Raw genomic sequence first — 22,931 nt, 5'->3', positions numbered from 1 at the left:
TGGGGCGATACTACAGCCCCAGATTGTCCAGAATACGCAATGACGTACCGGCTTGATTCATGGTGTAGAAATGCAGGCCCGGTGCCCCCAGCGCCAGCAGGCGCTCACACAGCCGGGTCACCACGTCTTCGCCGAAGGCACGCAAGCTGGCATCGTCCTGCTGGTAATGCTCTGCGGCCTTGCGAATCCAGCGCGGAATTTCAGCACCGCACATATCCGAGAAGCGCACCACATTGGCGAAGTTGGTGATCGGCATGATGCCGGGCACCACCGGGGCCGAGACGCCGAGCTTCTCCAGTGCTTCCATATAATAGACGTAGGCGTCCGGGTTATAGAAATACTGGGTAATCCCCTGATTGGCGCCCGCGTCGATCTTGCGCTTGAAGTGCGCAATATCATCCTCGAATGAACGCGCCTGCGGATGCATCTCCGGATAGGCGGCGACTTCGATGGTGAAATGATCGCCGGTCTCCGCACGAATCAGGCGCACCAGATCATCGGCATAACGCAGGCTGCTCTGGGCAATGCCCATGCCCGAAGGCATGTCGCCACGCAGCGCCACCAGACGCGTGATGCCCGCGTCGCGATAGCGATGGATCAGTGCCCTGACCTCCTCTTCATCCTGACCGATACAGCTCAGGTGCGGGGCGGTGTCGATCCCCGCCTCGCGTACCTTCATCACGGTGTCCCAGGTGCGGTCCCGGGTGGAGCCGCCAGCGCCGAAGGTGACCGAAAAAAACTCCGGCGTCTTCTTCAGCAGTTTCTGTTGAACCGTAATCAGCTTGTCGAGCCCTTCCGCCGTTTTCGGCGGAAAGAACTCGAAGCTGATGCCATGTTTCTGTGTCATCGGAACGGGCTTCCCTCAGTATTTGTAGTGGTCAGGCTTGAAGGGGCCGTCCACGCTGACGCCGATGTACTCGGCCTGCTTGTCGGTCAGGCGGGTAATCACACCGCCGAAGCCCTGCACCATGTAACGCGCCACTTCCTCGTCCAGATGTTTCGGCAGCACCTCGACCTTGAGCATGCGCTGTTTGACCGCATCGCTGTGGTTGGCATAAGCCTGATCGTACAGATACATCTGCGCCAGCACCTGGTTGGCGAAGGAGCCGTCCATGATGCGGCTGGGGTGGCCGGTGGCGTTGCCCAGATTGACCAGGCGGCCTTCGGACAGCAGCAGCAGGAAGTCGCCTTCGGCGCGGTCACGCCAGACCTTGTGCACCTGCGGTTTGACCTCTTCCCATTCCCAGGTCTTGCGCATGAAGGCCGTGTCGACTTCGTTATCGAAGTGCCCGATGTTGCAGACCACGGCACCTTTCTTGAGCGCCCGCAGCATGTTGCTGTCGCAGACATCGTAGTTGCCGGTGGTCGTGACCAGCATATCGGTGTTGCCCAGCAGGGTCTTGTCGATGCACGCTTCGGTGCCGTCGTTGACGCCGTTGAGGTAAGGGCTGACCACTTCGTAGCCGTCCATGCAGGCCTGCATGGCGCAGATCGGATCCACTTCGGTGATCTTGACGATCATGCCTTCCTGGCGCAGTGACTGCGCCGAGCCCTTGCCGACGTCGCCATAACCGATCACCAGTGCTTTCTTGCCGGACAGCAAATGGTCCGTGGCGCGTTTGATGGCGTCGTTCAGCGAATGACGGCAGCCGTACTTGTTGTCGTTCTTCGCCTTGGTGACCGAGTCATTCACGTTGATGGCCGGGACCTTCAATGTGCCCTGCTTGATCATCTCGTACAGGCGATGGACGCCGGTGGTGGTTTCTTCGGTGACGCCGTGCACCTTGTCCAGCATCTGCGGGTAGGTCTCGTGGATATAGGCGGTCAGGTCGCCGCCGTCATCCAGAATCATGTTGGCATCCCACAGATCGCCCTCGGGCGTGCGGCAGGTCTGCTCGATACACCACATGTACTCTTCTTCGGTCTCCCCTTTCCAGGCGAACACCGGAGTGCCGGCGGTGGCAATGGCGGCAGCGGCATGATCCTGGGTGGAAAAGATGTTGCAGCTGGACCAGCGCACCTGGGCGCCGAGGCTCTGCAATGTTTCGATCAGCACCGCCGTCTGGATGGTCATATGGATGCAGCCGATGATACGGGCACCCTTGAGCGGTTGTTGTGCGCGGTATTTTTCGCGGATGGCCATCAGGGCCGGCATTTCGGTTTCGGCGATCTCGATTTCCCGGCGACCCCAGCCAGCAAGGGAAATGTCGGCGACCTTGTAGTCCTGAACGGTTTCTGCCTTGGCATTCATCAGTCTTTTCTCCATTCACAGTGTGTGCGAATGGGCGCCGTTGTTCGGATTACCGGCCGTGCCCGAGCCTCGCGGTCGTGCCGCTGCAGCGCCCCTCGGACAGGCCGGTATGACGTCGGCTTACAGCCCGGCGTCGGCCTTGAGCGCAGCGGCCTTGTCGGTGCGCTCCCAGGTAAAGTTGTTGCCTTCGCGGCCGAAGTGACCATAGGCCGCCGTCGCCTGATAAATCGGGCGGCGCAGGTCCAGCATCTCAATGATGCCGCGCGGGCGCAGATCAAAATGCTGACGTACCAGCTCGATGATCACGTCATCGGCTACCTTGCCGGTGCCGAACGTATTCAGCGAGATGGAGGTGGGTTCTGCCACGCCGATGGCGTAGCTCACCTGAATCTCGACTTTCGACGCCAGTCCGGCAGCCACAATGTTCTTGGCCACATAGCGCCCGGCGTAGGCCGCAGAGCGGTCCACTTTCGTGGGATCCTTGCCAGAGAACGCGCCGCCACCGTGACGGGCCATGCCGCCGTAAGTGTCGACGATGATCTTGCGTCCGGTCAGGCCGCAATCGCCCATGGGGCCGCCGATGATGAACTGGCCGGTGGGATTGATATGGAAGCGGGTCTTGTCGTGCAGCCATTCTTTCGGCAGCACGGGCAGCAGCACCTCATCCATAACCGCTTCACGCAGATCTTTCTGGCTGATGTCCGGCGAATGCTGTGTGGACAGCACCACGGCATCAATGGCCACCGGCTTGCCGTTCTCGTAGCGCAGGGTGACCTGGCTTTTTGCGTCCGGGCGCAGCCACGGCAGCACGCCGTTCTTGCGCAGTTCCGCCTGGCGCTCCACCAGACGGTGAGAAAAGAAGATCGGTGCGGGCATCAGCGTATCGGTTTCGTCTGTGGCGAAACCGAACATCAGGCCCTGGTCGCCGGCGCCGATTTCCTTGTCTTCTTTCTCGTCCACGCCCATGGCGATATCGCGGCTCTGCTTGCCAATGGCATTCAGTACCGCACAGGTGCTGCCGTCGAAGCCGACATCAGAGCTGTCATAGCCAATGCCCAGAATGACCTGGCGCACCACATCTTCCAGATCCACGTAGGTGGAGGTGGTGACTTCCCCGGCAATGATGGCCATGCCGGTCTTGACCATGGTTTCCACGGCAACCCGGGCATGGGGGTCGTCCTTGATGATCGCGTCCAGTACGGCATCAGAAATCTGGTCAGCCATTTTATCCGGATGACCTTCGGACACGGATTCGGACGTGAAGATGGAATATTCGCTCATCGATGCAGGGACTCCATGGTGATGTGGTCGTTGTCAGGTAGTGAATGTCGTGGCATCCAGGTGGGCAAAGGTGCGCACCTGGACCTGAAAACCGTTACGTAATGCCAGAAACTGGCTTTCCAGCAATGTCAGCCCGGCCCGCTCTGCCCAGCCGGTCAGTTCGGCCTCCTCGAAGCCCAGCCACTGATCACCGCAATTGTCGCGGGTCCAGGCCTGGTCGTGGCGGCTCAGTTCGGTGACCAGCAGCACGCCGCCGCGACGCAGGCGTCGGGCGGCGCTGATGAAACTGTCGCCGGGTGCAGGCAAGTGATGCAGCACCATGTTCAACACTACCGCGTCAAACTGGCGTGGTGGTGCCGCCTGCGGCCATTCTCCCAGACACAGCGTGACATTTTTCAGGCCCTGCACACTGCGGCGTGCGTGATCCAGCATGGCGCGGGTATTGTCCAGCCCGGTCACCTGCTCGAAACGGCCCGCCAGCCAGGCCAGGAAGCGACCATCGCCGGGTCCGATCTCCAGTGCCGCCTGGCCGCCCTCCGGCAGTGCCCGGGCCAGCATCTCCGCCGCCAGCTCGCCGTACTGATCAAAGTCAGCGATCAGGTCCTGGCGAGCCGCCAGATCCCCGGCATGACGATCAAAGAAAGCCCGGCTCTGCTCGGCCCGACGGGCCACCACCCCGGCCAGCCGCTCGGCCACCTCGGTGGCCAGCGGCAGTGCATCCAGTTCGTCCAGCAGCGCCTGGTGCAGCAGGGCGGGCTCGCCCTCGGCCGTCGGCAGCCGCCGCCGATAAAAGATGGTGTTGCCCTCCCGCCGCTGCTCCACAAGCCCTGCCCTGGCCAGCACTTTCAGGTGGTGGCTCATGCCGGATTGCCGCACTGCCAGCACCTCGCACAGTTCCAGCACTGCAAAGCTGTTGCTGCCCAGTACCTGCAAGACCTGCAGTCGCAGGCCATCGCCGGCAGCGCGGAGCAGGCCGGTCAGTGCGTCCAGCAGGTCGCCACCCTCGGGCAGCTGTGGTTGCGGCTGTGGCAGTGTCATAAGAGGGCGAGTTTAGAGGAATGCCACCCCTATATCAAAACTTTTTGATATAGGGGTGGCATGACGAGCTGCGCCATATATAACGCAGTGCGTTATGGCTTGCCCATGGCGATCAGCAGCTTCATCGACAGGGAAGCCGAACTCATCTGCAGGAGGGTTTAATGAGCAAATTGCCGAACGTTCATCCCGGCAAAGTGCTGATGGAAGAGTTCATGGTGCCGCTGGGGATCAGCCAGAACCGGCTGGCACGTGTCCTGGGCACAAGCCCCCAGTTCTGAGGCGGATTATGACCTGGAAGCGGCGGCCAGTATCGACCTGGAGGCGCTTTCACCCCTGTGCGCATGAAAGCGCCTGCCAAGCATCGGTCGTGACAGTTTGCCGCCAGCCCCCACCTGGGCGACAATAGCGCCCCTTTGATCGGCGCCCCGGCTTGTCCCGGCAGGCGCCGTTCTTGATTGATGACGTGTCAGACAGCCCAGGAGCCCGCTACATGCCCGCCTCAAGCCCCGGTCCTCGTGACCTTGCCAACGCCATTCGTGCGCTGAGTATGGACGCCGTGCAGCAGGCCAACTCCGGGCATCCCGGTGCGCCCATGGGCATGGCTGACATCGCCGAGGTGCTGTGGCGCGGCTTCCTGCGCCACAATCCGGCCAATCCGGACTGGCCCAACCGGGACCGGTTCGTGCTGTCCAACGGCCATGGCTCGATGCTGCTCTACAGCCTGCTTCACCTGAGCGGTTACGACCTGTCCATCGACGACCTGAAACGCTTCCGTCAGTTGCACAGCCCCACTGCGGGGCATCCGGAGCACGAAGAGTGTGTGGGGGTGGAAACCACCACCGGCCCGCTGGGCCAGGGCATTGCCAATGCCGTGGGAATGGCGCTGGCCGAGAAGCAGCTGGCGGCACAGTTCAACCGTGATGGCTTTCCGGTGGTCGATCACTATACCTACTGTTTCCTGGGCGATGGCTGCCTGATGGAGGGTATTTCCCACGAAGTCTGCTCGCTGGCGGGCACGCTGGGTCTCGGCAAGCTGATCGCTTTCTATGACGACAACGGCATTTCCATCGACGGTGAGGTGGACGGCTGGTTCACGGACGACACCGTGGAGCGTTTCCGCGCCTACGGCTGGCATGTGATCCCGAATGTGAATGGTCACGATCCGGTGGAGGTGCAGGCCGCCATCGAGAATGCCCGCAAGAACCCGGATCAGCCGACCCTGATCTGCTGCAAGACCGTGATCGGCTTCGGCTCGCCCAACAAGCAGGGCAAGGAAGAGTGCCACGGTGCGGCGCTGGGCGATGACGAGATTGCCCTGACGCGCAAGGAGCTCGGCTGGGCACATGGCCCCTTCGAGATTCCGCAGCCCATTTATGAGGCCTGGAATGCGCGCGAGGCGGGTGCTGCGGCCGAGACGGACTGGAAAGCCCTGATGCACGGCTATGGCCAGCAGCATCCTGAGCTGGCTGCGGAGTTGAGCCGCCGGCTCAAGGGTGACCTGCCCGCAGACTTTGCGGCGCAGGCGGAGGCTTATATCCGCGAATGCCAGAACAAGATGGAAAAAGTGGCCACCCGCAAGGCCAGCCAGAACTGCCTGGACGCCTTCGGCCCGCTGTTGCCGGAGCTGACCGGCGGCTCGGCGGACCTGGCCGGCTCCAACAACACCATCTGGAAAGGCTCGAAAGCGCTCAAGGCCGAGGATGCCAGCGGCAACTATGTGCATTACGGCGTGCGTGAATTCGGCATGACCGCGATCATGAACGGCATGCAGCTGCACGGCGGCGTGCGTCCCTACGGCGGTACCTTCCTGGTCTTCATGGAATACGCTCGTAACGCGGTGCGCATGGCGGCGCTGATGAAGCAGCCCACCATTCTGGTGTACACCCACGACTCCATCGGTCTGGGCGAAGACGGCCCGACCCATCAGCCTGTCGAGCAGTTGGCGAACCTGCGCATGACCCCGAACATGCGCACCTGGCGCCCCTGCGACACCGTGGAGTCTGCGGTGTCCTGGAAGGCGGCTATCGAGCGCACGGACGGCCCTTCGGCGCTGGTGTTCACGCGTCAGGGCCTGCCCTGCATGACCCGCGATGACGCGACCCTGGCGAACATTGCCCGAGGCGGTTACGTGCTGCACCAGACGGGTGACGGTGAGCCGGAGGCGATCATTATTGCCACCGGTTCCGAGGTGCATCTGGCCATGGACGCGGCGGCGGCGCTGGATGGCGTGAATGTGCGTGTGGTGTCCATGCCCTGTGTCGAGGCCTTCCTGGCGCAGGATGCTGACTATCGCGAGCAGGTGTTGCCGAGTGCGGTGCGCAAGCGCGTGGCGGTGGAAGCAGCGATTACGGATTACTGGTACCGGTTCGTCGGCCTCGACGGCCGCATTATCGGGATGAACAGCTTTGGTGCCTCGGCGCCGGCGGGTGATCTGTTCAAACACTTCAATATCACGGCCGACGCCGTGAAGCAGGCAGTGGCCGAGCTCATCGGCTGATACGGGGCACACCATGCGTGTGGCACTGAATGGTTATGGTCGCATCGGCCGGTCATTTGTCCGGGCGCTCGCGGAGCGCGAGGCGGGAGGCTGGCAAGCGCCCTTTTCGCTGGTGGCGATCAATGATCTCGGTCGCCCCGAGGACCTGCTGTATCTGACCCGCTTTGATTCTACCCACGGGCCCTTTCCGGGGCTGGCGGCGCTGGGGGCGGACGGCCTGACGGTGGGGCGGCACACCGCACGCCTGTTCAGCAATGAGGACCCCGCCGGTTTGCCCTGGCAGGACATGGGGATCGGTCTCGCGCTGGAGTGCACCGGCGTCTTCCGTGGTCATGATGAAGCCAGTGAGCACCTGCGTGCTGGCGCCCAGCGCGTGATCATCGGGGCGGTGCCGTTTGATCAGGCGGATGCGTTGCTGGTGTATGGCGTGAATCATGAAACGCTGCAGCCGGGGCAGCGGGTGCTGTCCGCCGCTTCCTGCACGACCCACGCCATCGCGCCGCTGCTGGCGGCGCTGGATCAGGCCTGGGGCGTGGAACAGGTGCTGATGAAGGAGGTCCATGCCTACACGTCTGATCAGACGTTGCTGGACCACGTGCATCGCGATCCGCGTCGGGGCCGGGCGGCGGCGCAGAATATTGTGCCGACCACCTCCAGCGCTATCGGCGCGGTGCAGCAGATTCTGCCGCAACTGGCCGGGCGCATCAGTGGGGGCTCCATCCGGGTGCCGACACTGAATGTGGCCATGGTGGACCTGACCCTGCGGCTGCGCCAGGTGCCCACGGCCAGTGAGGTCAATGGGCTGATGGCCCGGCGTGCGGACGAAGTGCCGTGGCTGATCGGCTACAATAATGACCCGCTGGTGAGTGTGGATTTCAATCACCGCAGCGAGTCGGCGATTTTTGATGCCACCCAGACCCGTGTCCAGGGCGACATGGTGCGAGTGGTGGCCTGGTACGACAACGAATGGGGTTATGCCAACCGACTGCTGGATCTGGTCAGTTGGCTGGCCCGGCACCCGTAAAACACAGAGAACGACGCCAAACAGAGGTAGCACGATGGCCATTCTGCGCATGACGGATCTGGATCTGAAGGGCAAGCGCGTACTGATCCGCGAAGATCTCAATGTGCCGGTGAAAGACGGCAAGGTGACCAGTGATGCGCGGATTCGTGCGTCGCTACCCACTATCCGCCATGCGCTGGATGCGGGCGCACGCGTGATGCTGATGTCACACCTGGGGCGGCCCGAAGAGGGCCAGTTCGATGAAGGCGCCTCGCTGAAGCCGGTGGCCGAACATCTCGGCCTGCTGCTGGAGCGTGACGTGCCGTTGGTGCGCGACTGGCTGGATGGCGTCGAGGTGGCAGAAGGCGATCTGGTACTGTGCGAGAACGTGCGGTTCAACAAGGGTGAAAAGAAAGACGACGAGGCGCTGTCGAAAAGAATGGCCGCGCTGTGCGATGTCTTTGTCATGGATGCCTTCGGCACGGCGCATCGCGCCCAGGCCTCCACACACGGTGTGGCGAAATTCGCGCCGGTGGCCTGTGCCGGCCCGCTGCTGGCGGCAGAGCTGGATGCGCTGGGCAAGGCGCTGGAAAATCCGGCCAAACCCCTGGTGGCTATTGTCGGGGGCGCCAAGGTGTCCACCAAACTGGAAGTGCTTGAATCCCTGGCCGACAAGGTCGATCAGCTGATTGTGGGCGGCGGCATTGCCAATACCTTCCTGGCGGCAGCGGGCAAGCCCGTGGGCAAGTCGCTGTGCGAGCATGACCTGATTGACGCGGCCCGGCGTATTGCGGCGAAAGTGAATATTCCTCTGCCTGTGGATGTGGTGGTGGCGCGCGAATTCTCGGCCGATGCCGAAGCGGTCACGAAATCCGTGGACGAGGTGGCTGATGACGAGATGATTCTCGATGTGGGGCCGAAAACGGCGCATGTGTTTGCAGCATTGATGAAAGAAGCACGCACCATTGTCTGGAACGGGCCGGTGGGTGTGTTCGAGTTTGACCAGTTTGCCGGGGGTACCCGGGAGCTGGCCGAGGCGATCGCGGAAAGCGATGCCTTTTCCATTGCGGGCGGCGGTGACACGCTGGCGGCGGTGGATAAATACGGTATCACCGAGCAGGTGTCCTACATTTCCACCGGCGGTGGCGCTTTCCTGGAATTCCTGGAAGGCAAGACACTGCCGGCCGTAGCGATCCTGGATCGCTGACAGACAGGATGAATTGAGGAGAATCACATGGCACTGATCAGCATGCGACAGTTGCTGGACCACGCCGCCGAATATGGCTACGGCGTACCGGCTTTCAACGTCAACAATCTGGAGCAGATGCGCGCCATCATGGAAGCGGCGGATCAGACGGATTCGCCAGTGATCGTGCAAGCGTCTGCGGGCGCCCGCAAATACGCCGGCGCGCCTTTCCTGCGCCACCTGATCCTGGCCGCTATCGAGGAGTTTCCACATATTCCGGTGGTGATGCATCAGGATCACGGCACCAGCCCGGCGGTATGCCAGCGCTCCATCCAGCTCGGTTTTTCATCGGTGATGATGGATGGTTCGCTGGGTGAAGACGGCAAGACCCCCATGGATTACGACTACAACGTGCGGGTGACCCAGACGGCTGTGGCCATGGCCCATGCCTGTGGTGTGTCCGTGGAAGGCGAACTGGGCTGCCTGGGTTCCCTGGAAACTGGCCAGGCCGGTGAAGAGGATGGCATCGGTGCCGAAGGCATTCTGGATCACAGCCAGATGCTCACCGACCCCGAAGAAGCGGCTGACTTCGTCAAGGCCACCAAAGTGGATGCCCTGGCCATCGCCATCGGCACCAGCCACGGCGCCTACAAGTTTACCCGTCCGCCCACCGGGGACATTCTGGCCATTGACCGCATCAAGGCGATTCACGCCCGTATTCCCGATACGCACCTGGTCATGCACGGCTCCTCCTCGGTACCGCAGGACTGGCTCGAGATCATCAACGAGTTCGGTGGCGAAATTCCGGAAACCTATGGCGTGCCGGTGGAAGAAATTCAGGAAGGTATCCGTCACGGCGTGCGCAAGGTGAATATCGATACGGACCTGCGACTGGCCAGCACCGGCGCCATCCGTCGTTTCCTGGGCCAGAACAAGTCGGAGTTCGACCCGCGCAAATATCTGGCGGTGGCCACCCAGGCCATGAAAGATATCTGCATTGCCCGTTACGAGGCCTTCGGCACTGCCGGCAACGCCAGCAAGATCACGCCGCTGTCACTGGAAGTCATGTTCCAGCGTTATGAAAAAGGTGAGCTGGACCCGCGTGTAAAATAAGCGCCCGCCCGGCACGAAAAAGCCCGCCCTGGCATTCGCCCTGGCGGGCTTTTTCGTGCCGGGCTGTTGTTTTCGTGCGGAACTTGACCTCAGGGTTTGGCGTAGGGATAACGCGCCAGTGGCTGTGTACGGTGATAGCTGTCCAGGCCGGAAATGGCGACAGCGTCGAGCTGCGTTATATCAATGTGGCCATCTTCTCCCACAGCGCTGGCCAGGGTCAGCACCTCCACGATTTCGCCAATGATCAGCACGGTATTGTTGAGGGTGACGGGTATCGTCTCGCGCAGCCGCAGGCCCAGCCTCAGACGACTTTCCAGCACATAGGGCGCGTCCAGCGTGCCGGAGTACCACGGCGTCAGGCCGCAGGCCACAAACTCGCTCGCGTCCCGGGGATAGCGCGCGCTGGTCTGGTGGGCGGCCTGGATGATGCCGTCATGGACCTGGTTCAGGGTGAAGACGCCGGTGCTCAGGATGTTTTCCAGGGTGTGACGCTCGGATACGGGTGGGCGGCTGATCAGGCCGAGGAGCGCCGGGTCCGCGCCAAGATGCACGGCGGAACTGAACAGGGCCAGGTTCTCCCGGCCATGGGGGTCCCGGGTGCCCACCAGGTTGGCGCTCTTGAAGCCAGTCAGTGCATTGACGAAGCGGGCGCGGTGCCGTTGCGGCATGGTCGCCGGGTCAAAACGGGTTAACGCTGACATGCCTGGACTTCCGTGATGGTTGAATCGGTCAGTGTGATGCAGGCTGCGTCATGTTTGTGTCGTGACAACGCCTGGACTCGCCGCCCGAGCAGTGTGCGGGTATGCTCTGGTCATGAGTTCACCACCCGATGCCTCGCCGCCTTTTGATATCGACGCCATACAGTCCGGCTGGCAGCCGCTGGACTGGACGGCGCCGCAGGTGATTAGCGGTGAGGCGAAACGCTATGCGGAATATTACGGTATCGATTTCGCGCGCCAGTACCCGGATCTGTTGCATGCGTTCGGATACTTCGACGCGGCCGGGCATACGATCGCCGTGCACGGCTGGCTGCCACCGCAGGCGCGGGGCACGGTGCTGGTGGTGCATGGTTATTTCGATCATGTGGGGCTCTATCGGCATGTGGTCGGCCACCTTCTTGAGCGTGGTTACGCCGTGCTGGCCTATGACCTGCCCGGGCACGGATTGTCATCGGGGCCCCGTGCTGCGATTGACGATTTCCTCATCTATCGGGACGTTCTGCATCAGTGTCTGACCAACAAGGCAAATGGATTTCCGCGCCCCTGGCATGTCATTGCCCAGAGCACCGGCGGTGCGATTGTCATGGATTATCTGGTCAGTACGGCGGTGCAGGGGGTGCCGTCACCCTTCGAGAAAGTCATTTTGCTGGCCCCCCTGGTGCGTCCGTTTGCCTGGCGTTCCGGGCGTATTCTGCATGCGCTGGTCAGCCCGTTCCGGGACTATGTAAAACGCGTTTTTACAGTTAACTCGAATGATCCTGATTTTTTACACTTTCTGGAGCATCTGGACCCTTTACAGCACCGCGCACTCTCTGCACGCTGGGTATCCGCGCTGAAAAAATGGATACCGACCTTCGAGCGCGCCGGGGCCGTGCAGGTCAGCCCGGTCATCATCCAGGGCGATATGGATGAGACCGTTGACTGGCGGCATAACCTGAGCATTATCGAAGACAAGTTCCATCAGCCGGAGATTCATGTGCTCAAGGGTGCACGGCATCAGTTGGCCAATGAGCATCCGGATATTCGCAAGCAGGTGCGACAGATCATCGACAAGCATCTGGGTTGAACGCACCTGTATTGACTGGGAGTAGAGACATGAAGACAGGTTTTTCGAGAATGACATTGCTGAGTCTGGCGTTGGCAGCAGCGGCGTCGGCGCAGGCCCAGCCCGCCCAGCGCGATGGTGCGGAGCGAGCCGGTGCCGCGCAGCAGGCGGCCGAGCAGCGACTGACGGCTGACGAAGCGCGCGAGCATGCCCGCGAGCGTGGTGAGGCAAATCGCGATGCAGCGCGTGAACGCGGTGAGCGGATGCGGGAGCAAGGCGACCAGCAGCGCGAGACCCTTCGTGAGCGTGATGCCCGGCAGCGTCAGGACACGCAACAACGTGGCGAGGACATGCGACGGGACTCGGAGCAGCGTCGCCAGGGCCAGAGTGATGCCATGCGTGATGCAGATCGCAGGGCGCGGGAGCGTACCGGGCCGGTGCGTAATTATCCCGAGCAGTAAGGGTTTTCTCGAGTGTAAATCGGATCAGAAGGAGATGGATCATGAAAATGTGGATAGCAGGTACAGGTGTTGCAGCGCTGTTTGCCGCTGGTGCGGTACAGGCGCAACCGATGACCCAGATGCAGCCTGAGTTTTATGTCGGCGGTCAGTACAACTATCTTGAGCAACGGGTGAGTGGCCAGTCGAACCCGAACTATGACGTATTCAGTGGTCGTCTTGGCGTGCAGGTCAATCCGTTCATTTCCGGCGAAACTCGTCTTGGCTTCGGCGTTAGTGGTGATCGGGTGGATCCAGGCAATCTGAAGACAGAGGTCCACAATTATTACGGCTTCTACGCGCGTGCCGGTTTGCCCAATGAAACAGCGTTCACGCCCTATGTGATTGGTGGCTGGACGGATGTTCGCTTCGAGTTGGAGGGTAACGGGCAAAGTCGCGACGGCGGCAGCTACGGCGCGGGTGTTGATTTCAATCTGGACCCGTTCCTGGCCCTGAACCTGGAGTACATGCGAATGCAGGACAAGAGTGACTACGATCTTGACGGTATTTCGCTGGGTTTCACCTTCAAGTTCTAAGGAAGGTGTAGCCAAAAAAGCCGACCTTCCGGGTCGGCTTTTTTGTGCCTGCTGCGCGCGTTTCGCTCAGTCCCACTGAATGGGTGCGGCGGAAGATCCGGGTGTCATGGGGCGGCCGGAGGGGGTTGTGGCGGCGACACGGGTGGGGCGCAGCAGGGCGTCTGCGGTGATGGCGGCGGCATTGCCTTCGACCAGTTCGGCCACGGCATGGTCATCGAGGACGCGGGTAACACGCAGCGTCGCCAGTGGTGGACTTTCCAGGCGAATACGTTGCCCCGTGTCCGGGTCCTCCAGCTCGCGCAGCGTGTCGTGCACGCTCAGCAATCTGCCGGCGACCAGTCGGCCGCTGCCCTGGCTGAGGTAGTAGCTGCCGTGGTCACTGGCCAGCACGCGGATCGGATACAGCGTATCGGTGACGGTACTGGTCAGGTCGGCGGCCACATCGGGGAACAGCAATTCACTGATCCGGTCACGCTCGCGCTCGGGATCAATGTCCGCATCCCGCAGACGGCGGCGCAGATCTGCCGGTGTTTCCCGGTAGACAAAAGTGTCTGCGCGGACGATTTCGCCCGTGGCGGTTTCGATCAGCCGATAGTGAATGCGAACCACCGGTTCCAGATCATTGAACGCGGCGCCGTAATAGCGCCGTTGCGGCCGACCCAGCTGAAAATCGCGAATCTCGCCCACCAGCATCAGGTCGGCGCCCATTTCCCTGCCCAACTGAAGCTGCGCTGCAGGCAGCAGGCTGCCTGCTGACACGTTCAGTTCCTGATCCAGGTCGGCGCTGAAATCGCGGTCGAGCACACGCAGGCGACCGCTCTGGCTGAGGCTGTTGACCAGGGCATTGCGCAGGCGTGCGCTGACTTCGGGGGCGGGCAGGGTGCCGCCCAGATCGAAGTCTGGCTGGGCGGTGCGGAAGCTGCCTACGGCCACGGACGGCAGATGGCGGCGGTCGGGGCCCACTGGCGCGTAATCCAGCAGCTGTGCCTCGACGTCCGCTTGCCAGAGGCCCTCGCTGATCTGCCGGGTGGCCAGCACCCGGTAGCCTGCTACGGAGGCCAGCGTCGGCAACTGGGTCTCGGGTTCGCTGTACCAGCGGCCCGTGGCGACGCCTTGCTTTACCACCCATTCACGGACCTGGGTACGAAAGGCCGGGTCCAGCGTCACCACGACGCCGAGTCCCTGGCGGGCCGCTTCCACCAGCGCATTGGCAACCGCTTGCTGGGGGGTGCCGCCATAACCGCTGGCATTGCGGGTGAGGGTCTCGCTGGCGTGGCTGTTGAGCGCCAGACAGGCGCCGAACAGCAGAGCGAGCAGAAGCCGTGGTGTGTGCATCGTGTGCTCCCCGTCGGGATTACATACCGAACAGCCGGCGTGACTGGGTCTTGCGGATTTCCTTCTCGCTGGACCACTCGATGATGCCGGTTTCCAGGTTCATCATGTTCAGGGTGAACTTGTAATAGACATCGCGGGTGCGGTTATCGCGCTTCACGATGCTGGTCAGGGCGCCGTACAGCATGAACTCGGCTCCGATCTGGCGGCCCATGGTCACGGCGGTAGCCGGGTCGACCATGCCGCTCTGGGTCTGGAAGTCCATTTGCTCGCGCACCCGGTCCACCACGGTCATGTCCACAAAGCGGAACTTGCCGGACTGGATCAGTCGGGTGCGGATGCTGTCGGTCACCGATTCGGTGTCGATGTGCTCAACGGTCCGGTTCTGTACCCGGTCCACGAACACCACCGGGCGCCGTTCGGCGGTCAGCTGGACGACCGGGGGGAAGCGCAGCAGATCATCCACCATCGAGGTGGCGATCATCTGCAGGTCGGTGGAGCCGAAATCCACGGTCACGGTTTCCGTGGCGGTGGCGTCACCGTATTGCACTCGGGTACAGCCGGTGGCGACCAGGGCCAGTAGCATCACAACCAGTGTCATTGCACGCATCATCGCGTTGTCTCCTTCAGATCAATGATGGCCGGATTTACTGTTCCCGGACCCAGACTTCAAAGCGTACCGCCGACGGATTCGGGGCCACGCCCTGCAGGCGTTCTTCACTGCGGCCAGCCAGTTGGCGTGGCTGCCAGGGTTCCCCCTCCGGGGCGATCTCGAAGCCGTTGCGATCATACCAGCGGAACTTGTACTGGTATGAGAGGGCAAAGGCAGAGCGGTTGCGCACCAGAACCTGGGTGCGGATCAGATCACCGGCCATGGCACGGTTCACTTCCAGCAGCTCCAGGCGGCCGTCCAGAGACACGCTGTCATAGCGCATGACATCGCGATCTTCTTCGGGCAGTGACGAGGTGGTGGTGGCGCACGCAACCAGCAGCAGGGGCAGCAGCACCAGGGCAAGGTATCTCATTGTTGTTCCTCCAGGGTGGGCATCACGGTGATGTGCAAACGGCTTCCGGTATCGATCACGCGGACCAGGGTGATGCCCCCTCTGGTAACCGGAATTTCCACGGTAGCACTGCCTCCTGACCCCGACAACCTGAGAGCCTGCGGGCCCGGCGGAAGTTCCAGCCGGGCCACCTGGGCATACGCAGGCAGGGTCAGCCAGCTGCGCAGGTCAGCGGATTCAGAAACCAGATTATAAACCTGGGTGGCGAAAGCGCCGAAAAGACCCAGATCATCGTTGGCGCGTTTCTGCGCCTCATACTTGGCGGCGGCGCGCAGGGTCTGGCGCGCCAGCATGCCCGGCACGGCTTCACGCAGGGCCCGCGCGGCCATGCCGCTGACCGCGGTGGCCACTTCGCTGCGGCCCAGTTCGGTATCGCCCTGCTGGATGCGCAGCGGCACCGGGCCCACCAGATCACCCCCGTAGGTGGGGAAGGCGATGGCAAAGTAGCCGTGAATGGTGGGGATGGGCAGGCTGACTTCTTCACGTGGCGGCACAAAGCCCTGTTCGTAAGCGATCACCACCAGCCCCTGGTCGCTGACATGGCGCCGGTTCATGCGCGCCTCGACCCGAGCGATGTCGGCGGGCAGCAGACTGATGTCCGGGTTGACCTCCCAGGCACGTTTGTAGTCCACCAGCGCGTTGTTGTAGTCGCCGGTGGCCTCCCGGAACACGCCCGCCAGATAGTAGAAGTAGGCGTTCTGGATGCTGGAGCGAACGCTGGCAGCGGCGCTGTTGAGCCCGGCCAGTTCGCTACCGAAATCGCTGACGGCGGCGACGGGTTCGCCGTCTGCCAGGGCGTCACCGATTTCACGCTCGCGGCGCTGTTCCGCCACTTGCTGTTCCAGGGTGACGCGGCGGAACTCCACCGCCGCAGCGTCGAAATCGCCCGTCTGCCAGTAATTGAGCGCCTGCAGGCCGTGCACCATGATGCGTTCGTAGTCCTGGCCGCGATAGGGAATGGCGTTGTCGTTGACCATCAGGGCCGCGATACCCGACCCGGCCCCGCTGGCGCGGATGCGGGCCTGCTCGTCCTGGTTGTCGTACAACCGGATGACGTCGCGGAAATCCTCGATGCTTCGTGTCAGGTCACCGGCGATCTGTGCGGCACGGCCACGTTCCTGCAGGTACAGCAGCTTGTCGGCGCCACGGGTGCGGCGATTCAGGCGGGTGATGGCGGCGTCGGGCTGGTCACTGGCCAGTGCGCTCTTCCATTGCTCTGCCTGCCAGGGATAGGGGTTGAACAGCGAGCTCGTGGCGCACCCTGTCAACAGGGTCACCATCAGGAGCAGGGGCAGGCGGAACCAGGGTTGCAGCATGGGAAGCCAGTCAGACGTTCGAACCGACAAGGTAGCGGTCTGCGAGCGGGCTGTCGAGATGGGCTCCGCCCGGATGGCGTGAACGGCCATCGGGGCGGGGTGCCGGGTGTGGCGGTTCAGAACAGGACGCGAGTGCGGACCGTGCCCTGGATATTGCGCAGTTTTTCCAGCGCGAGCTGGCTGTACTCGGCGTCCACGTCTATCACGACATAGCCGATCTTCTCGTTGGTCTGCAGGAACTGGGCGGCGATGTTGATGCCGTTGTCCGAGAACACCTGGTTGATCTGGCTGAGGATGCCGGGCACGTTGGCGTGAATGTGCAGCAGGCGGTGCATGCCGGGGTGCGAGGGCAGGGCGACTTCGGGGAAGTTCACCGCTGACAGCGTCGAGCCGTTGTCGGAGTAACGCACCAGCTTTTCGGCCACTTCGGCGCCGATGTTTTCCTGGGCTTCCTGGGTGGAACCGCCCACGTGCGGGGTCAGGATGACGTTATCGAACTCACGCAGTGGCGACAGGAACTCGTCGTCGTTGGACTTGGGTTCTTCCGGGAAGACGTCGATGGCCGCGCCCAGCAGGTGGCCGTCGCGCAGGGCGGCGCACAGGGCGTCGATGTCCACGACCTTGCCGCGGGCGGCGTTGATCAGGTAGCTCTTCGGCTTCATGGCGCGCAGCTGGGGTTCTTTCATCATCCAGCGGGTGTTGGGGGTGTCCGGTACGTGCAGGCTGACCACGTCGCTCATGGCGAGCAGTTCGTTCAGGCTGCCCACCTGGGTGGCGTTGCCCAGTGGCAGCTTGGTGACGACGTCGTAGAAGTAGACCTTCATGCCCATGGATTCGGCCAGTACGCTGACCTGGGCGCCGATGTTGCCGTAGCCGACGATGCCGAGCTTCTTGCCGCGCACTTCGTAGCTGTCTTTGGCGGACTTGAGCCAGCCGCCGCGATGGCAGGAGGCGTTGCGCTCCGGGATGCCGCGCATCAGCATGATGGCTTCGCCCACGACCAGTTCGGCCACGGAGCGGGTGTTGGAATAGGGAGCGTTGAAGACCGGAATGCCTCGGCTGAGGGCGGCACCCAGGTCGACCTGGTTGGTGCCGATGCAGAAGCAGCCGACAGCCATCAGTTTGTCGGCGGCGGCGAAGATCTCTTCGGTGAGTTGGGTGCGTGAGCGGATGCCGATGATATGGGCGTCGCGCACTTTTTCCTTGAGGTCATCGCCAGTCAGGGCGCCCTTGAGGAGTTCGACATTGGTGTAACCGCTCTGGCGCAGGTTCTCCACGGCGGTGTCGTGGATGCCCTCCAGCAGCAGTACGCGGATCTTGTCCTTCTCGAGAGACGTTCTGGCCATGGGTGTAATTCCGGTAACCTCTGAAATGGGCGCGTATGGTATCATATCGGGCTTGCAGGAAACCCCCGAAATAGCGATGCCGTCCATGTGACCGGCTGGTTTCGTGGTAAGGGCCATCGGGGTGCGGTGCACCTTGCCCGGACCCGCCGTGAACCCGTCCATGGGGGCTTGCGTTCGGCATCCATGCCTCACACAGTCCTGGCAAGGTGCACCGCACCCCGATGGCCGTCACGTTCAGTGGTTGTCGTCCAGACCAACATTACAGATTGGCCTCTCCCCCGGAGATTGGAAAACATGAGTCAAAACACCGTTGCAGACCTCTTCCGTCCCCTGCTGGGCGATACTCGCTGCCTGACCGATGCTGACAGCTGTCAGCGCTATGGGGTGGACTGGACCAAGGTCTGGGCGCCCGCGCCCAGCGTGGTGCTGTTACCGGAGACGGTGGAGGAGGTGCAGGAGATTGTGCGCCTGGCCAATGAGCATGGCATCGCGCTGGTGCCCTCCGGAGGCCGGACGGGTCTGTCGGCGGGGGCGGTGGCGGCCAGTGGTGAGGCGGTGGTGGCCTTTGATCGCATGAACAAGGTGTTGGGGTTTGATGCCTATGATCGGGCGGTGACGGTGCAGCCGGGGGTCATTACCCAGCAGTTGCAGGATTACGCGGAGGAACAGGGGCTGTTCTATCCGGTGGACTTTGCTTCGGCGGGGTCGAGTCAGATTGGCGGCAATATCGGTACCAATGCCGGCGGCATCAAGGTGATCCGTTATGGCATGACGCGGGACTGGATTACCGGCTTGAAGGTGGTCACGGGCAAGGGTGATCTGCTGGACCTGAACAAGGGATTGATCAAGAACGCGACGGGCTATGATTTCCGGCATCTGTTCATCGGCTCGGAAGGCACGCTGGGTTTTGTCGTCGAGGCGACAGTGAAGCTGGCGCGGCAGCCGAAGGATCTGGCGGTGCTGGTACTGGGGTCGCCGGGTTTTGCCGAGGTGATGAAGGTGCTGCATGCGTTTCAGCAGCAGATAGACCTGACCGCGTTCGAGTTCTTTTCCGACAAGGCGATGGCGCATGTGCTGGCGCATGGGGTGCCGCGTCCGTTCGAGACGGAGGCGCCGTTCTATTGCCTGCTGGAATTCGAGCAACTTTCCGACGCCACGGCGGATCAGGCCATGGAAATCTTCGAGCATTGCGTCGAGCAGGGCTGGGTGCTGGATGGGGTCATGAGTCAGTCGTTGCAGCAGCTGGAGCAGCTGTGGCAGTTGCGCGAGCGCATTTCGGAAAGCATTGCGCCGCATACGCCCTACAAGAACGATATTGCGGTCAGTGTCAGCAAGGTGCCGGCATTTGTAGAAGAAGTGGACGCGGTGGTGCAACAGGCGTATCCGGATTTCGAAATTGTCTGGTTCGGGCATATCGGTGATGGCAACATGCACCTGAATATTCTCAAGCCGGCGGCACTGGCCAAAGAGGAATTCTTTGCGCGCTGCAATAATGTGTCGAAATGGGTCTTCGAGATTGTGCAGAAGTACAACGGGTCGATTTCGGCGGAACATGGTGTGGGCATGACCAAGAAGCCGTATCTGCATTATTCCCGCTCGGCAGCGGAGATCGACTACATGCGCGCCATGAAACAGATCTTTGATCCCAACGGCATCATGAACCCGGGCAAGTTGCTCTGATGAAAGCACCTTATCAGCACAAATGGATCGACGGTTCGGTCATGGACATGCCGGTGGGCAAGGTGGTGTGCGTGGGCCGCAACTACGCGGAACATGCGCGTGAGCTGGGTAATGAAGTGCCGGCAGAGCCGGTGCTGTTCATGAAGCCGGCCTCGGCCTTGTGCCATCTGGAGGCGCCGCTGGCGATTCCCCGTGACCGGGGCGCGGTGCATCACGAGGTGGAAATGGTGGTGCTGATCGGGGCGCCGCTGTGCAAGGCGTCGGACGACGAGGCCAAGGCAGCCATTGCGGCCTACGGGATCGGTCTGGACCTGACCCTGCGGGATGTGCAGGACGGGCTCAAGGAGAAGGGCCTGCCGTGGGAGAAGGCCAAGGCCTTTGACGGCAGTGCGCCGGTGTCCGGGCTGATCGATGCGCGGGGTGTCTCCACGCGTCAGAACCTGGATGTGATGCTGGACGTGAATGGCGAGATGCGCCAGTACGGCCATACCGGGCAGATGCTGTTCCCGGTCTTTCAACTGGTGGCGGAGATCAGCCGGCATTTCACCCTGATGCCGGGGGACCTGGTGTTTACCGGCACGCCAAAGGGGGTGGGCCCTTTGCAGGTGGGCGACCGGCTTGCCATTCGGCTGGGCAACTTCCTGGTGACCCGCACCGAGGTGGTCTGATCTCCGGGCGGCGGATCAGAAGCGCTCCACGCCGTCCGGCGTCGCCATCAGCACGATATCGGCAGGGCGTCGGGCGAACAGGCCATTGGTGACCACGCCGACGATGTTGTTGATATCTTCTTCCAGCTTGATCGGGCGCATGATGTCCAGCCCGTGCACATCCAGAATGATATTGCCGTTATCGGTCACGAAGCCTTCCCGGTACTTCGGGCGGCCGCCCAGTGCGGTCAGGCGGCGCGCGACATAGGAGCGCGCCATGGGGACCACCTCTACGGGCAGCGGAAAGGCGCCGAGCCGGTTGACCCGCTTGCTGGCATCGACCACGCAGATGAACTGGTCGGCCACGGCGGCGACAATCTTTTCGCGGGTCAGGGCGCCGCCGCCGCCCTTGATCATCTCGCGGTGGCGGGTCACTTCGTCGGCGCCATCCACGTACACGGGAATCTCGTTGACGTCATTCAGCGACAGCACGGTGATACCGTGAGACTGCAGGCGTTTCGCGCTGGCCTCGGAGCTGGCTACCGCCCCCTTGATGTCGTCTTTCATGGCGGCGAGGCCGTCAATGAAGAAGTTGGCGGTGCTGCCGGTGCCGACGCCGACAACGGTGCCGGGCTGTATGAAGGTCAATGCCATGTCGGCAGCGGCTTTCTTCAGTGCGTCCTGATCCATGAGGGCCCATCCGGGTAGTGGTGGTGTGTCATCTTCGGGTGCCCAGTTTACGGCAGCCGCGCGTCCGGGTCATGCTGGTAGGCGCAACAGGTCGCCGCCCTGTACAATCCTTCTCCTTCCGACGGAAAAATCAGGCTCGTATCATGCCGGACCGCTACATCAAGAAGATTCTGCAGGCCCGCGTTTATGACGTGGCCATAGAAAGCCCGTTGCATGAAGTCGGCCTGATTTCCCGTCGTCTGAACAACCGTGTGCTGCTGAAGCGGGAAGACCTGCAGCCGGTCTTCTCCTTCAAGTTGCGAGGGGCCTACAACAAGATCGCCGGCCTGACGCCAGCCCAGCAACAGCGCGGGGTTATCTGCGCCTCTGCAGGCAATCATGCCCAGGGCGTCGCGCTGGCCGCCGGTTTCCTGGGTCTCAAGGCGGTGATCGTGATGCCTCGCACCACGCCCGAGATCAAGGTGCGTTCGGTGCGCGAACGGGGTGGCAAGGTCGTGCTGCATGGTGACAGCTTCGATGAGGCCCTGGCCCATGCCCGCGAGCTGGAGGCGCGTGACCAGCTGACCTTTGTGCACCCCTATGACGACCCCGAGGTGATTGCCGGCCAGGGCACTGTGGGCATGGAGATACTGCGCCAGCACACGGGGCCCATTGATGCCGTGTTTCTGCCGGTGGGCGGCGGTGGCCTGGCGGCGGGTGTGGCGGCGTACATCAAGTACCTGCGCCCGGATGTGCGCATCGTGGCGGTGGAGCCGGAGGATGCAGCCTGCTTCAAGGCGGCGATGGAGAAGCAGCGCCGTGTGGTCCTGCCGGAAGTCGGTCTGTTTGCCGACGGTGTGGCGGTCAAGCAGGTGGGCAAGGAGACCTTCCGGGTGCTGCGCAAGTGCGTGGACGAAGTGATCACCGCCAATACCGACGAAATCTGTGCGGCGGTAAAAGACATCTTTGAAGATACCCGTTCCATCGCCGAACCGGCGGGCGCGCTGGCGCTGGCGGGCCTGAAGAACTGGGTCAGTCGGCATGGTGCCGAAGGCAAGACGCTGGTGGCGGTGCACAGTGGCGCCAATGTGAACTTCGATCGGCTGCGGCATATTTCCGAGCGCGCCGAGGTGGGTGAGCAGCGCGAGGCGATCCTGGCGGTGACCATTCCGGAGCGGCCCGGCAGCTTCCGGCAGTTCTGCCAGGCGCTGGGGCGACGCGCCATCACCGAGTTCAATTACCGTTATCGCGATGCACGTGACGCCACGATATTTGTCGGCGTGCAGATTCGTCCCGGCTCGGATGACCTGTCCTCGTTGCTGAGGTCGTTGCAGGACAAGAACTATCCGGTGGTCGACATGACCGGTAATGAAATGGCGAAGCTGCATATTCGCCATCTGGTGGGTGGCCGCGCCATGGCTTCCGACCCCGGTGAGATGCTCTATCGGGTGCAGTTCCCGGAACGTCCGGGGGCGCTGCTGAAGTTCCTCATGTCCCTGGGCAGCCACTGGAACATCAGCCTGTTCCATTACCGCAATCACGGTGCGGCCTACGGGCGGGTGCTGGTGGGCTTCCAGGTGTCTGCCGGGGAAGAGGCCCGTTTGCGCAAGGACCTGCGCGATGTGCCCTACCCGATGACCGAAGAGAGCGATAATCCGGCCTATCAGCTCTTCCTGCGTTGACGCGTCGCTCACTGTCCAAAATGACAGTT

At 62.3% G+C, this 22,931-nt stretch carries 22 protein-coding genes and 1 riboswitch; of the genes, 11 read left to right on the top strand and 11 right to left on the bottom strand.

Features of this window, described 5'->3' with window-relative positions:
• Positions 1-10: 10 nt before the first annotated feature.
• From metF to DKW65_RS12115, 4 genes are all read right to left on the bottom strand, one after another.
• The gene (gene metF, locus DKW65_RS12130) at positions 11-847 is read right to left on the bottom strand and encodes a methylenetetrahydrofolate reductase [NAD(P)H] (RefSeq protein WP_111657683.1); all 837 of its coding nucleotides are present in this window, start codon (positions 845-847) and stop codon (positions 11-13) included.
• 15 nt (positions 848-862) lie between these two features.
• Positions 863-2,251 (bottom strand): adenosylhomocysteinase, encoded by a 1,389-nt coding sequence (ahcY, locus tag DKW65_RS12125; protein WP_111657682.1) that lies wholly within the window; start codon positions 2,249-2,251, stop codon positions 863-865.
• Between the two features lie 25 nt (positions 2,252-2,276).
• Positions 2,277-2,354: riboswitch (S-adenosyl-L-homocysteine riboswitch) on the bottom strand.
• Between the two features lie 17 nt (positions 2,355-2,371).
• Positions 2,372-3,532, bottom strand: a complete 1,161-nt coding sequence (gene metK, locus DKW65_RS12120) for a methionine adenosyltransferase (RefSeq protein WP_111657681.1) — start codon at positions 3,530-3,532, stop codon at positions 2,372-2,374.
• Positions 3,533-3,565: 33 nt separating this feature from the next.
• Positions 3,566-4,570, bottom strand: coding sequence for an ArsR/SmtB family transcription factor (locus tag DKW65_RS12115; RefSeq protein WP_111657680.1), 1,005 nt, complete (start codon positions 4,568-4,570; stop codon positions 3,566-3,568).
• Positions 4,571-4,731: 161 nt separating this feature from the next.
• On the opposite strand from DKW65_RS12115, the gene DKW65_RS16170 reads away from it, so the two are divergent.
• The 5 genes from DKW65_RS16170 (at position 4,732) to fba (ending at position 10,369) form a co-directional block, all read left to right on the top strand.
• Positions 4,732-4,848 carry a helix-turn-helix transcriptional regulator gene (locus DKW65_RS16170; RefSeq protein ID WP_425451946.1) on the top strand — a complete coding sequence of 39 codons (117 nt, stop codon included), beginning with the start codon at positions 4,732-4,734 and terminating at the stop codon, positions 4,846-4,848.
• A 212-nt stretch (positions 4,849-5,060) separates the two neighbouring features.
• Complete coding sequence (gene tkt / locus DKW65_RS12105; RefSeq protein ID WP_111657679.1) at positions 5,061-7,067, top strand: transketolase; 2,007 nt, start codon at positions 5,061-5,063, stop codon at positions 7,065-7,067.
• Positions 7,068-7,080: 13 nt separating this feature from the next.
• A complete protein-coding gene (locus tag DKW65_RS12100; protein WP_111657678.1) occupies positions 7,081-8,091 on the top strand; it encodes a type I glyceraldehyde-3-phosphate dehydrogenase in 1,011 nt (336 codons plus the stop codon).
• A gap of 34 nt (positions 8,092-8,125) precedes the next feature.
• Positions 8,126-9,277: a phosphoglycerate kinase gene (locus tag DKW65_RS12095; protein ID WP_111657677.1), complete on the top strand. Its 1,152-nt coding sequence runs from the start codon at positions 8,126-8,128 to the stop codon at positions 9,275-9,277.
• A gap of 27 nt (positions 9,278-9,304) precedes the next feature.
• Positions 9,305-10,369, top strand: coding sequence for a class II fructose-bisphosphate aldolase (gene fba, locus DKW65_RS12090; RefSeq protein WP_111657676.1), 1,065 nt, complete (start codon positions 9,305-9,307; stop codon positions 10,367-10,369).
• A gap of 89 nt (positions 10,370-10,458) precedes the next feature.
• Here fba and DKW65_RS12085 read toward each other — a convergent pair whose 3' ends face one another.
• Entirely contained in the window at positions 10,459-11,070 is a 612-nt protein-coding gene (locus tag DKW65_RS12085) for a flavin reductase family protein (protein WP_111657675.1), read from the bottom strand.
• A 112-nt stretch (positions 11,071-11,182) separates the two neighbouring features.
• Between DKW65_RS12085 and DKW65_RS12080 the strand changes: the two genes are divergently transcribed.
• From DKW65_RS12080 to DKW65_RS12070, 3 genes are read left to right on the top strand one after another with little or no spacing between them, the layout of a single operon-like run.
• Positions 11,183-12,154, top strand: coding sequence for an alpha/beta hydrolase (locus tag DKW65_RS12080; protein WP_111657674.1), 972 nt, complete (start codon positions 11,183-11,185; stop codon positions 12,152-12,154).
• 29 nt (positions 12,155-12,183) lie between these two features.
• On the top strand, positions 12,184-12,594 hold the full coding sequence (locus DKW65_RS12075; RefSeq protein WP_162925850.1) for a hypothetical protein: 411 nt from the start codon (positions 12,184-12,186) through the stop codon (positions 12,592-12,594).
• Between the two features lie 41 nt (positions 12,595-12,635).
• Positions 12,636-13,166 carry a porin family protein gene (locus tag DKW65_RS12070; protein ID WP_111657672.1) on the top strand — a complete coding sequence of 177 codons (531 nt, stop codon included), beginning with the start codon at positions 12,636-12,638 and terminating at the stop codon, positions 13,164-13,166.
• A 66-nt stretch (positions 13,167-13,232) separates the two neighbouring features.
• Here the strand turns inward: DKW65_RS12070 and DKW65_RS12065 are convergent, their stop codons facing one another.
• The 5 genes from DKW65_RS12065 to serA form a co-directional block, all read right to left on the bottom strand.
• The gene (locus tag DKW65_RS12065; protein ID WP_111657671.1) at positions 13,233-14,501 is read right to left on the bottom strand and encodes a CsgG/HfaB family protein; all 1,269 of its coding nucleotides are present in this window, start codon (positions 14,499-14,501) and stop codon (positions 13,233-13,235) included.
• A 19-nt stretch (positions 14,502-14,520) separates the two neighbouring features.
• Complete coding sequence (gene lpoB / locus DKW65_RS12060) at positions 14,521-15,108, bottom strand: penicillin-binding protein activator LpoB (protein ID WP_425451953.1); 588 nt, start codon at positions 15,106-15,108, stop codon at positions 14,521-14,523.
• 37 nt (positions 15,109-15,145) lie between these two features.
• A complete protein-coding gene (locus tag DKW65_RS12055) occupies positions 15,146-15,523 on the bottom strand; it encodes a YcfL family putative periplasmic lipoprotein (protein ID WP_111657669.1) in 378 nt (125 codons plus the stop codon).
• Complete coding sequence (locus tag DKW65_RS12050) at positions 15,520-16,878, bottom strand: COG3014 family protein (protein WP_111657668.1); 1,359 nt, start codon at positions 16,876-16,878, stop codon at positions 15,520-15,522. The genes DKW65_RS12055 and DKW65_RS12050 overlap by 4 nt, the downstream gene beginning before the upstream one ends.
• A 116-nt stretch (positions 16,879-16,994) precedes the next feature.
• Positions 16,995-18,224: a phosphoglycerate dehydrogenase gene (gene serA, locus DKW65_RS12045; protein WP_111657667.1), complete on the bottom strand. Its 1,230-nt coding sequence runs from the start codon at positions 18,222-18,224 to the stop codon at positions 16,995-16,997.
• A 294-nt stretch (positions 18,225-18,518) separates the two neighbouring features.
• On the opposite strand from serA, the gene DKW65_RS12040 reads away from it, so the two are divergent.
• Both DKW65_RS12040 and DKW65_RS12035 read left to right on the top strand, forming a co-directional pair.
• Positions 18,519-19,904: an FAD-binding oxidoreductase gene (locus DKW65_RS12040; RefSeq protein ID WP_111657666.1), complete on the top strand. Its 1,386-nt coding sequence runs from the start codon at positions 18,519-18,521 to the stop codon at positions 19,902-19,904.
• A complete protein-coding gene (locus DKW65_RS12035; RefSeq protein WP_111657665.1) occupies positions 19,904-20,572 on the top strand; it encodes a fumarylacetoacetate hydrolase family protein in 669 nt (222 codons plus the stop codon). Before DKW65_RS12040 ends, DKW65_RS12035 begins: the two co-directional genes overlap by 1 nt.
• Positions 20,573-20,587: 15 nt before the next feature.
• Here the strand turns inward: DKW65_RS12035 and rpiA are convergent, their stop codons facing one another.
• Positions 20,588-21,241, bottom strand: a complete 654-nt coding sequence (gene rpiA / locus DKW65_RS12030; RefSeq protein ID WP_111657664.1) for a ribose-5-phosphate isomerase RpiA — start codon at positions 21,239-21,241, stop codon at positions 20,588-20,590.
• Positions 21,242-21,384: 143 nt separating this feature from the next.
• Here rpiA and ilvA point away from each other — a divergent pair, with 143 nt between their 5' ends.
• On the top strand, positions 21,385-22,902 hold the full coding sequence (gene ilvA / locus DKW65_RS12025; RefSeq protein ID WP_111657663.1) for a threonine ammonia-lyase, biosynthetic: 1,518 nt from the start codon (positions 21,385-21,387) through the stop codon (positions 22,900-22,902).
• Positions 22,903-22,931: the final 29 nt, after the last annotated feature.

This window comes from Isoalcanivorax indicus, assembly GCF_003259185.1.
Lineage (GTDB): Bacteria > Pseudomonadota > Gammaproteobacteria > Pseudomonadales > Alcanivoracaceae > Isoalcanivorax > Isoalcanivorax indicus.
Note: the sequence above shows the minus strand (reverse complement) of the source record. Positions and strands in the feature narration are given on the sequence as shown.

Excerpts from the sequence above, each read along its gene's own strand:
- DKW65_RS12080 (WP_111657674.1), top strand. The coding sequence starts at position 11,183 with ATGAGTTCACCACCCGATGCCTCGCCGCCTTTTGATATCGACGCCATA.
- lpoB (WP_425451953.1), bottom strand. The coding sequence starts at position 15,108 with ATGCGTGCAATGACACTGGTTGTGATGCTACTGGCCCTGGTCGCCACC.
- fba (WP_111657676.1), top strand. The coding sequence starts at position 9,305 with ATGGCACTGATCAGCATGCGACAGTTGCTGGACCACGCCGCCGAATAT.
- ahcY (WP_111657682.1), bottom strand. The coding sequence starts at position 2,251 with ATGAATGCCAAGGCAGAAACCGTTCAGGACTACAAGGTCGCCGACATT.
- DKW65_RS12075 (WP_162925850.1), top strand. The coding sequence starts at position 12,184 with ATGAAGACAGGTTTTTCGAGAATGACATTGCTGAGTCTGGCGTTGGCA.
- metK (WP_111657681.1), bottom strand. The coding sequence starts at position 3,532 with ATGAGCGAATATTCCATCTTCACGTCCGAATCCGTGTCCGAAGGTCAT.
- DKW65_RS12050 (WP_111657668.1), bottom strand. The coding sequence starts at position 16,878 with ATGCTGCAACCCTGGTTCCGCCTGCCCCTGCTCCTGATGGTGACCCTG.
- DKW65_RS12095 (WP_111657677.1), top strand. The coding sequence starts at position 8,126 with ATGGCCATTCTGCGCATGACGGATCTGGATCTGAAGGGCAAGCGCGTA.
- metF (WP_111657683.1), bottom strand. The coding sequence starts at position 847 with ATGACACAGAAACATGGCATCAGCTTCGAGTTCTTTCCGCCGAAAACG.
- ilvA (WP_111657663.1), top strand. The coding sequence starts at position 21,385 with ATGCCGGACCGCTACATCAAGAAGATTCTGCAGGCCCGCGTTTATGAC.
- DKW65_RS12070 (WP_111657672.1), top strand. The coding sequence starts at position 12,636 with ATGAAAATGTGGATAGCAGGTACAGGTGTTGCAGCGCTGTTTGCCGCT.
- DKW65_RS12055 (WP_111657669.1), bottom strand. The coding sequence starts at position 15,523 with ATGAGATACCTTGCCCTGGTGCTGCTGCCCCTGCTGCTGGTTGCGTGC.
- DKW65_RS16170 (WP_425451946.1), top strand. The coding sequence starts at position 4,732 with ATGAGCAAATTGCCGAACGTTCATCCCGGCAAAGTGCTGATGGAAGAG.
- DKW65_RS12085 (WP_111657675.1), bottom strand. The coding sequence starts at position 11,070 with ATGTCAGCGTTAACCCGTTTTGACCCGGCGACCATGCCGCAACGGCAC.
- DKW65_RS12100 (WP_111657678.1), top strand. The coding sequence starts at position 7,081 with ATGCGTGTGGCACTGAATGGTTATGGTCGCATCGGCCGGTCATTTGTC.
- DKW65_RS12035 (WP_111657665.1), top strand. The coding sequence starts at position 19,904 with ATGAAAGCACCTTATCAGCACAAATGGATCGACGGTTCGGTCATGGAC.
- DKW65_RS12065 (WP_111657671.1), bottom strand. The coding sequence starts at position 14,501 with ATGCACACACCACGGCTTCTGCTCGCTCTGCTGTTCGGCGCCTGTCTG.
- DKW65_RS12040 (WP_111657666.1), top strand. The coding sequence starts at position 18,519 with ATGAGTCAAAACACCGTTGCAGACCTCTTCCGTCCCCTGCTGGGCGAT.
- serA (WP_111657667.1), bottom strand. The coding sequence starts at position 18,224 with ATGGCCAGAACGTCTCTCGAGAAGGACAAGATCCGCGTACTGCTGCTG.
- tkt (WP_111657679.1), top strand. The coding sequence starts at position 5,061 with ATGCCCGCCTCAAGCCCCGGTCCTCGTGACCTTGCCAACGCCATTCGT.
- rpiA (WP_111657664.1), bottom strand. The coding sequence starts at position 21,241 with ATGGATCAGGACGCACTGAAGAAAGCCGCTGCCGACATGGCATTGACC.
- DKW65_RS12115 (WP_111657680.1), bottom strand. The coding sequence starts at position 4,570 with ATGACACTGCCACAGCCGCAACCACAGCTGCCCGAGGGTGGCGACCTG.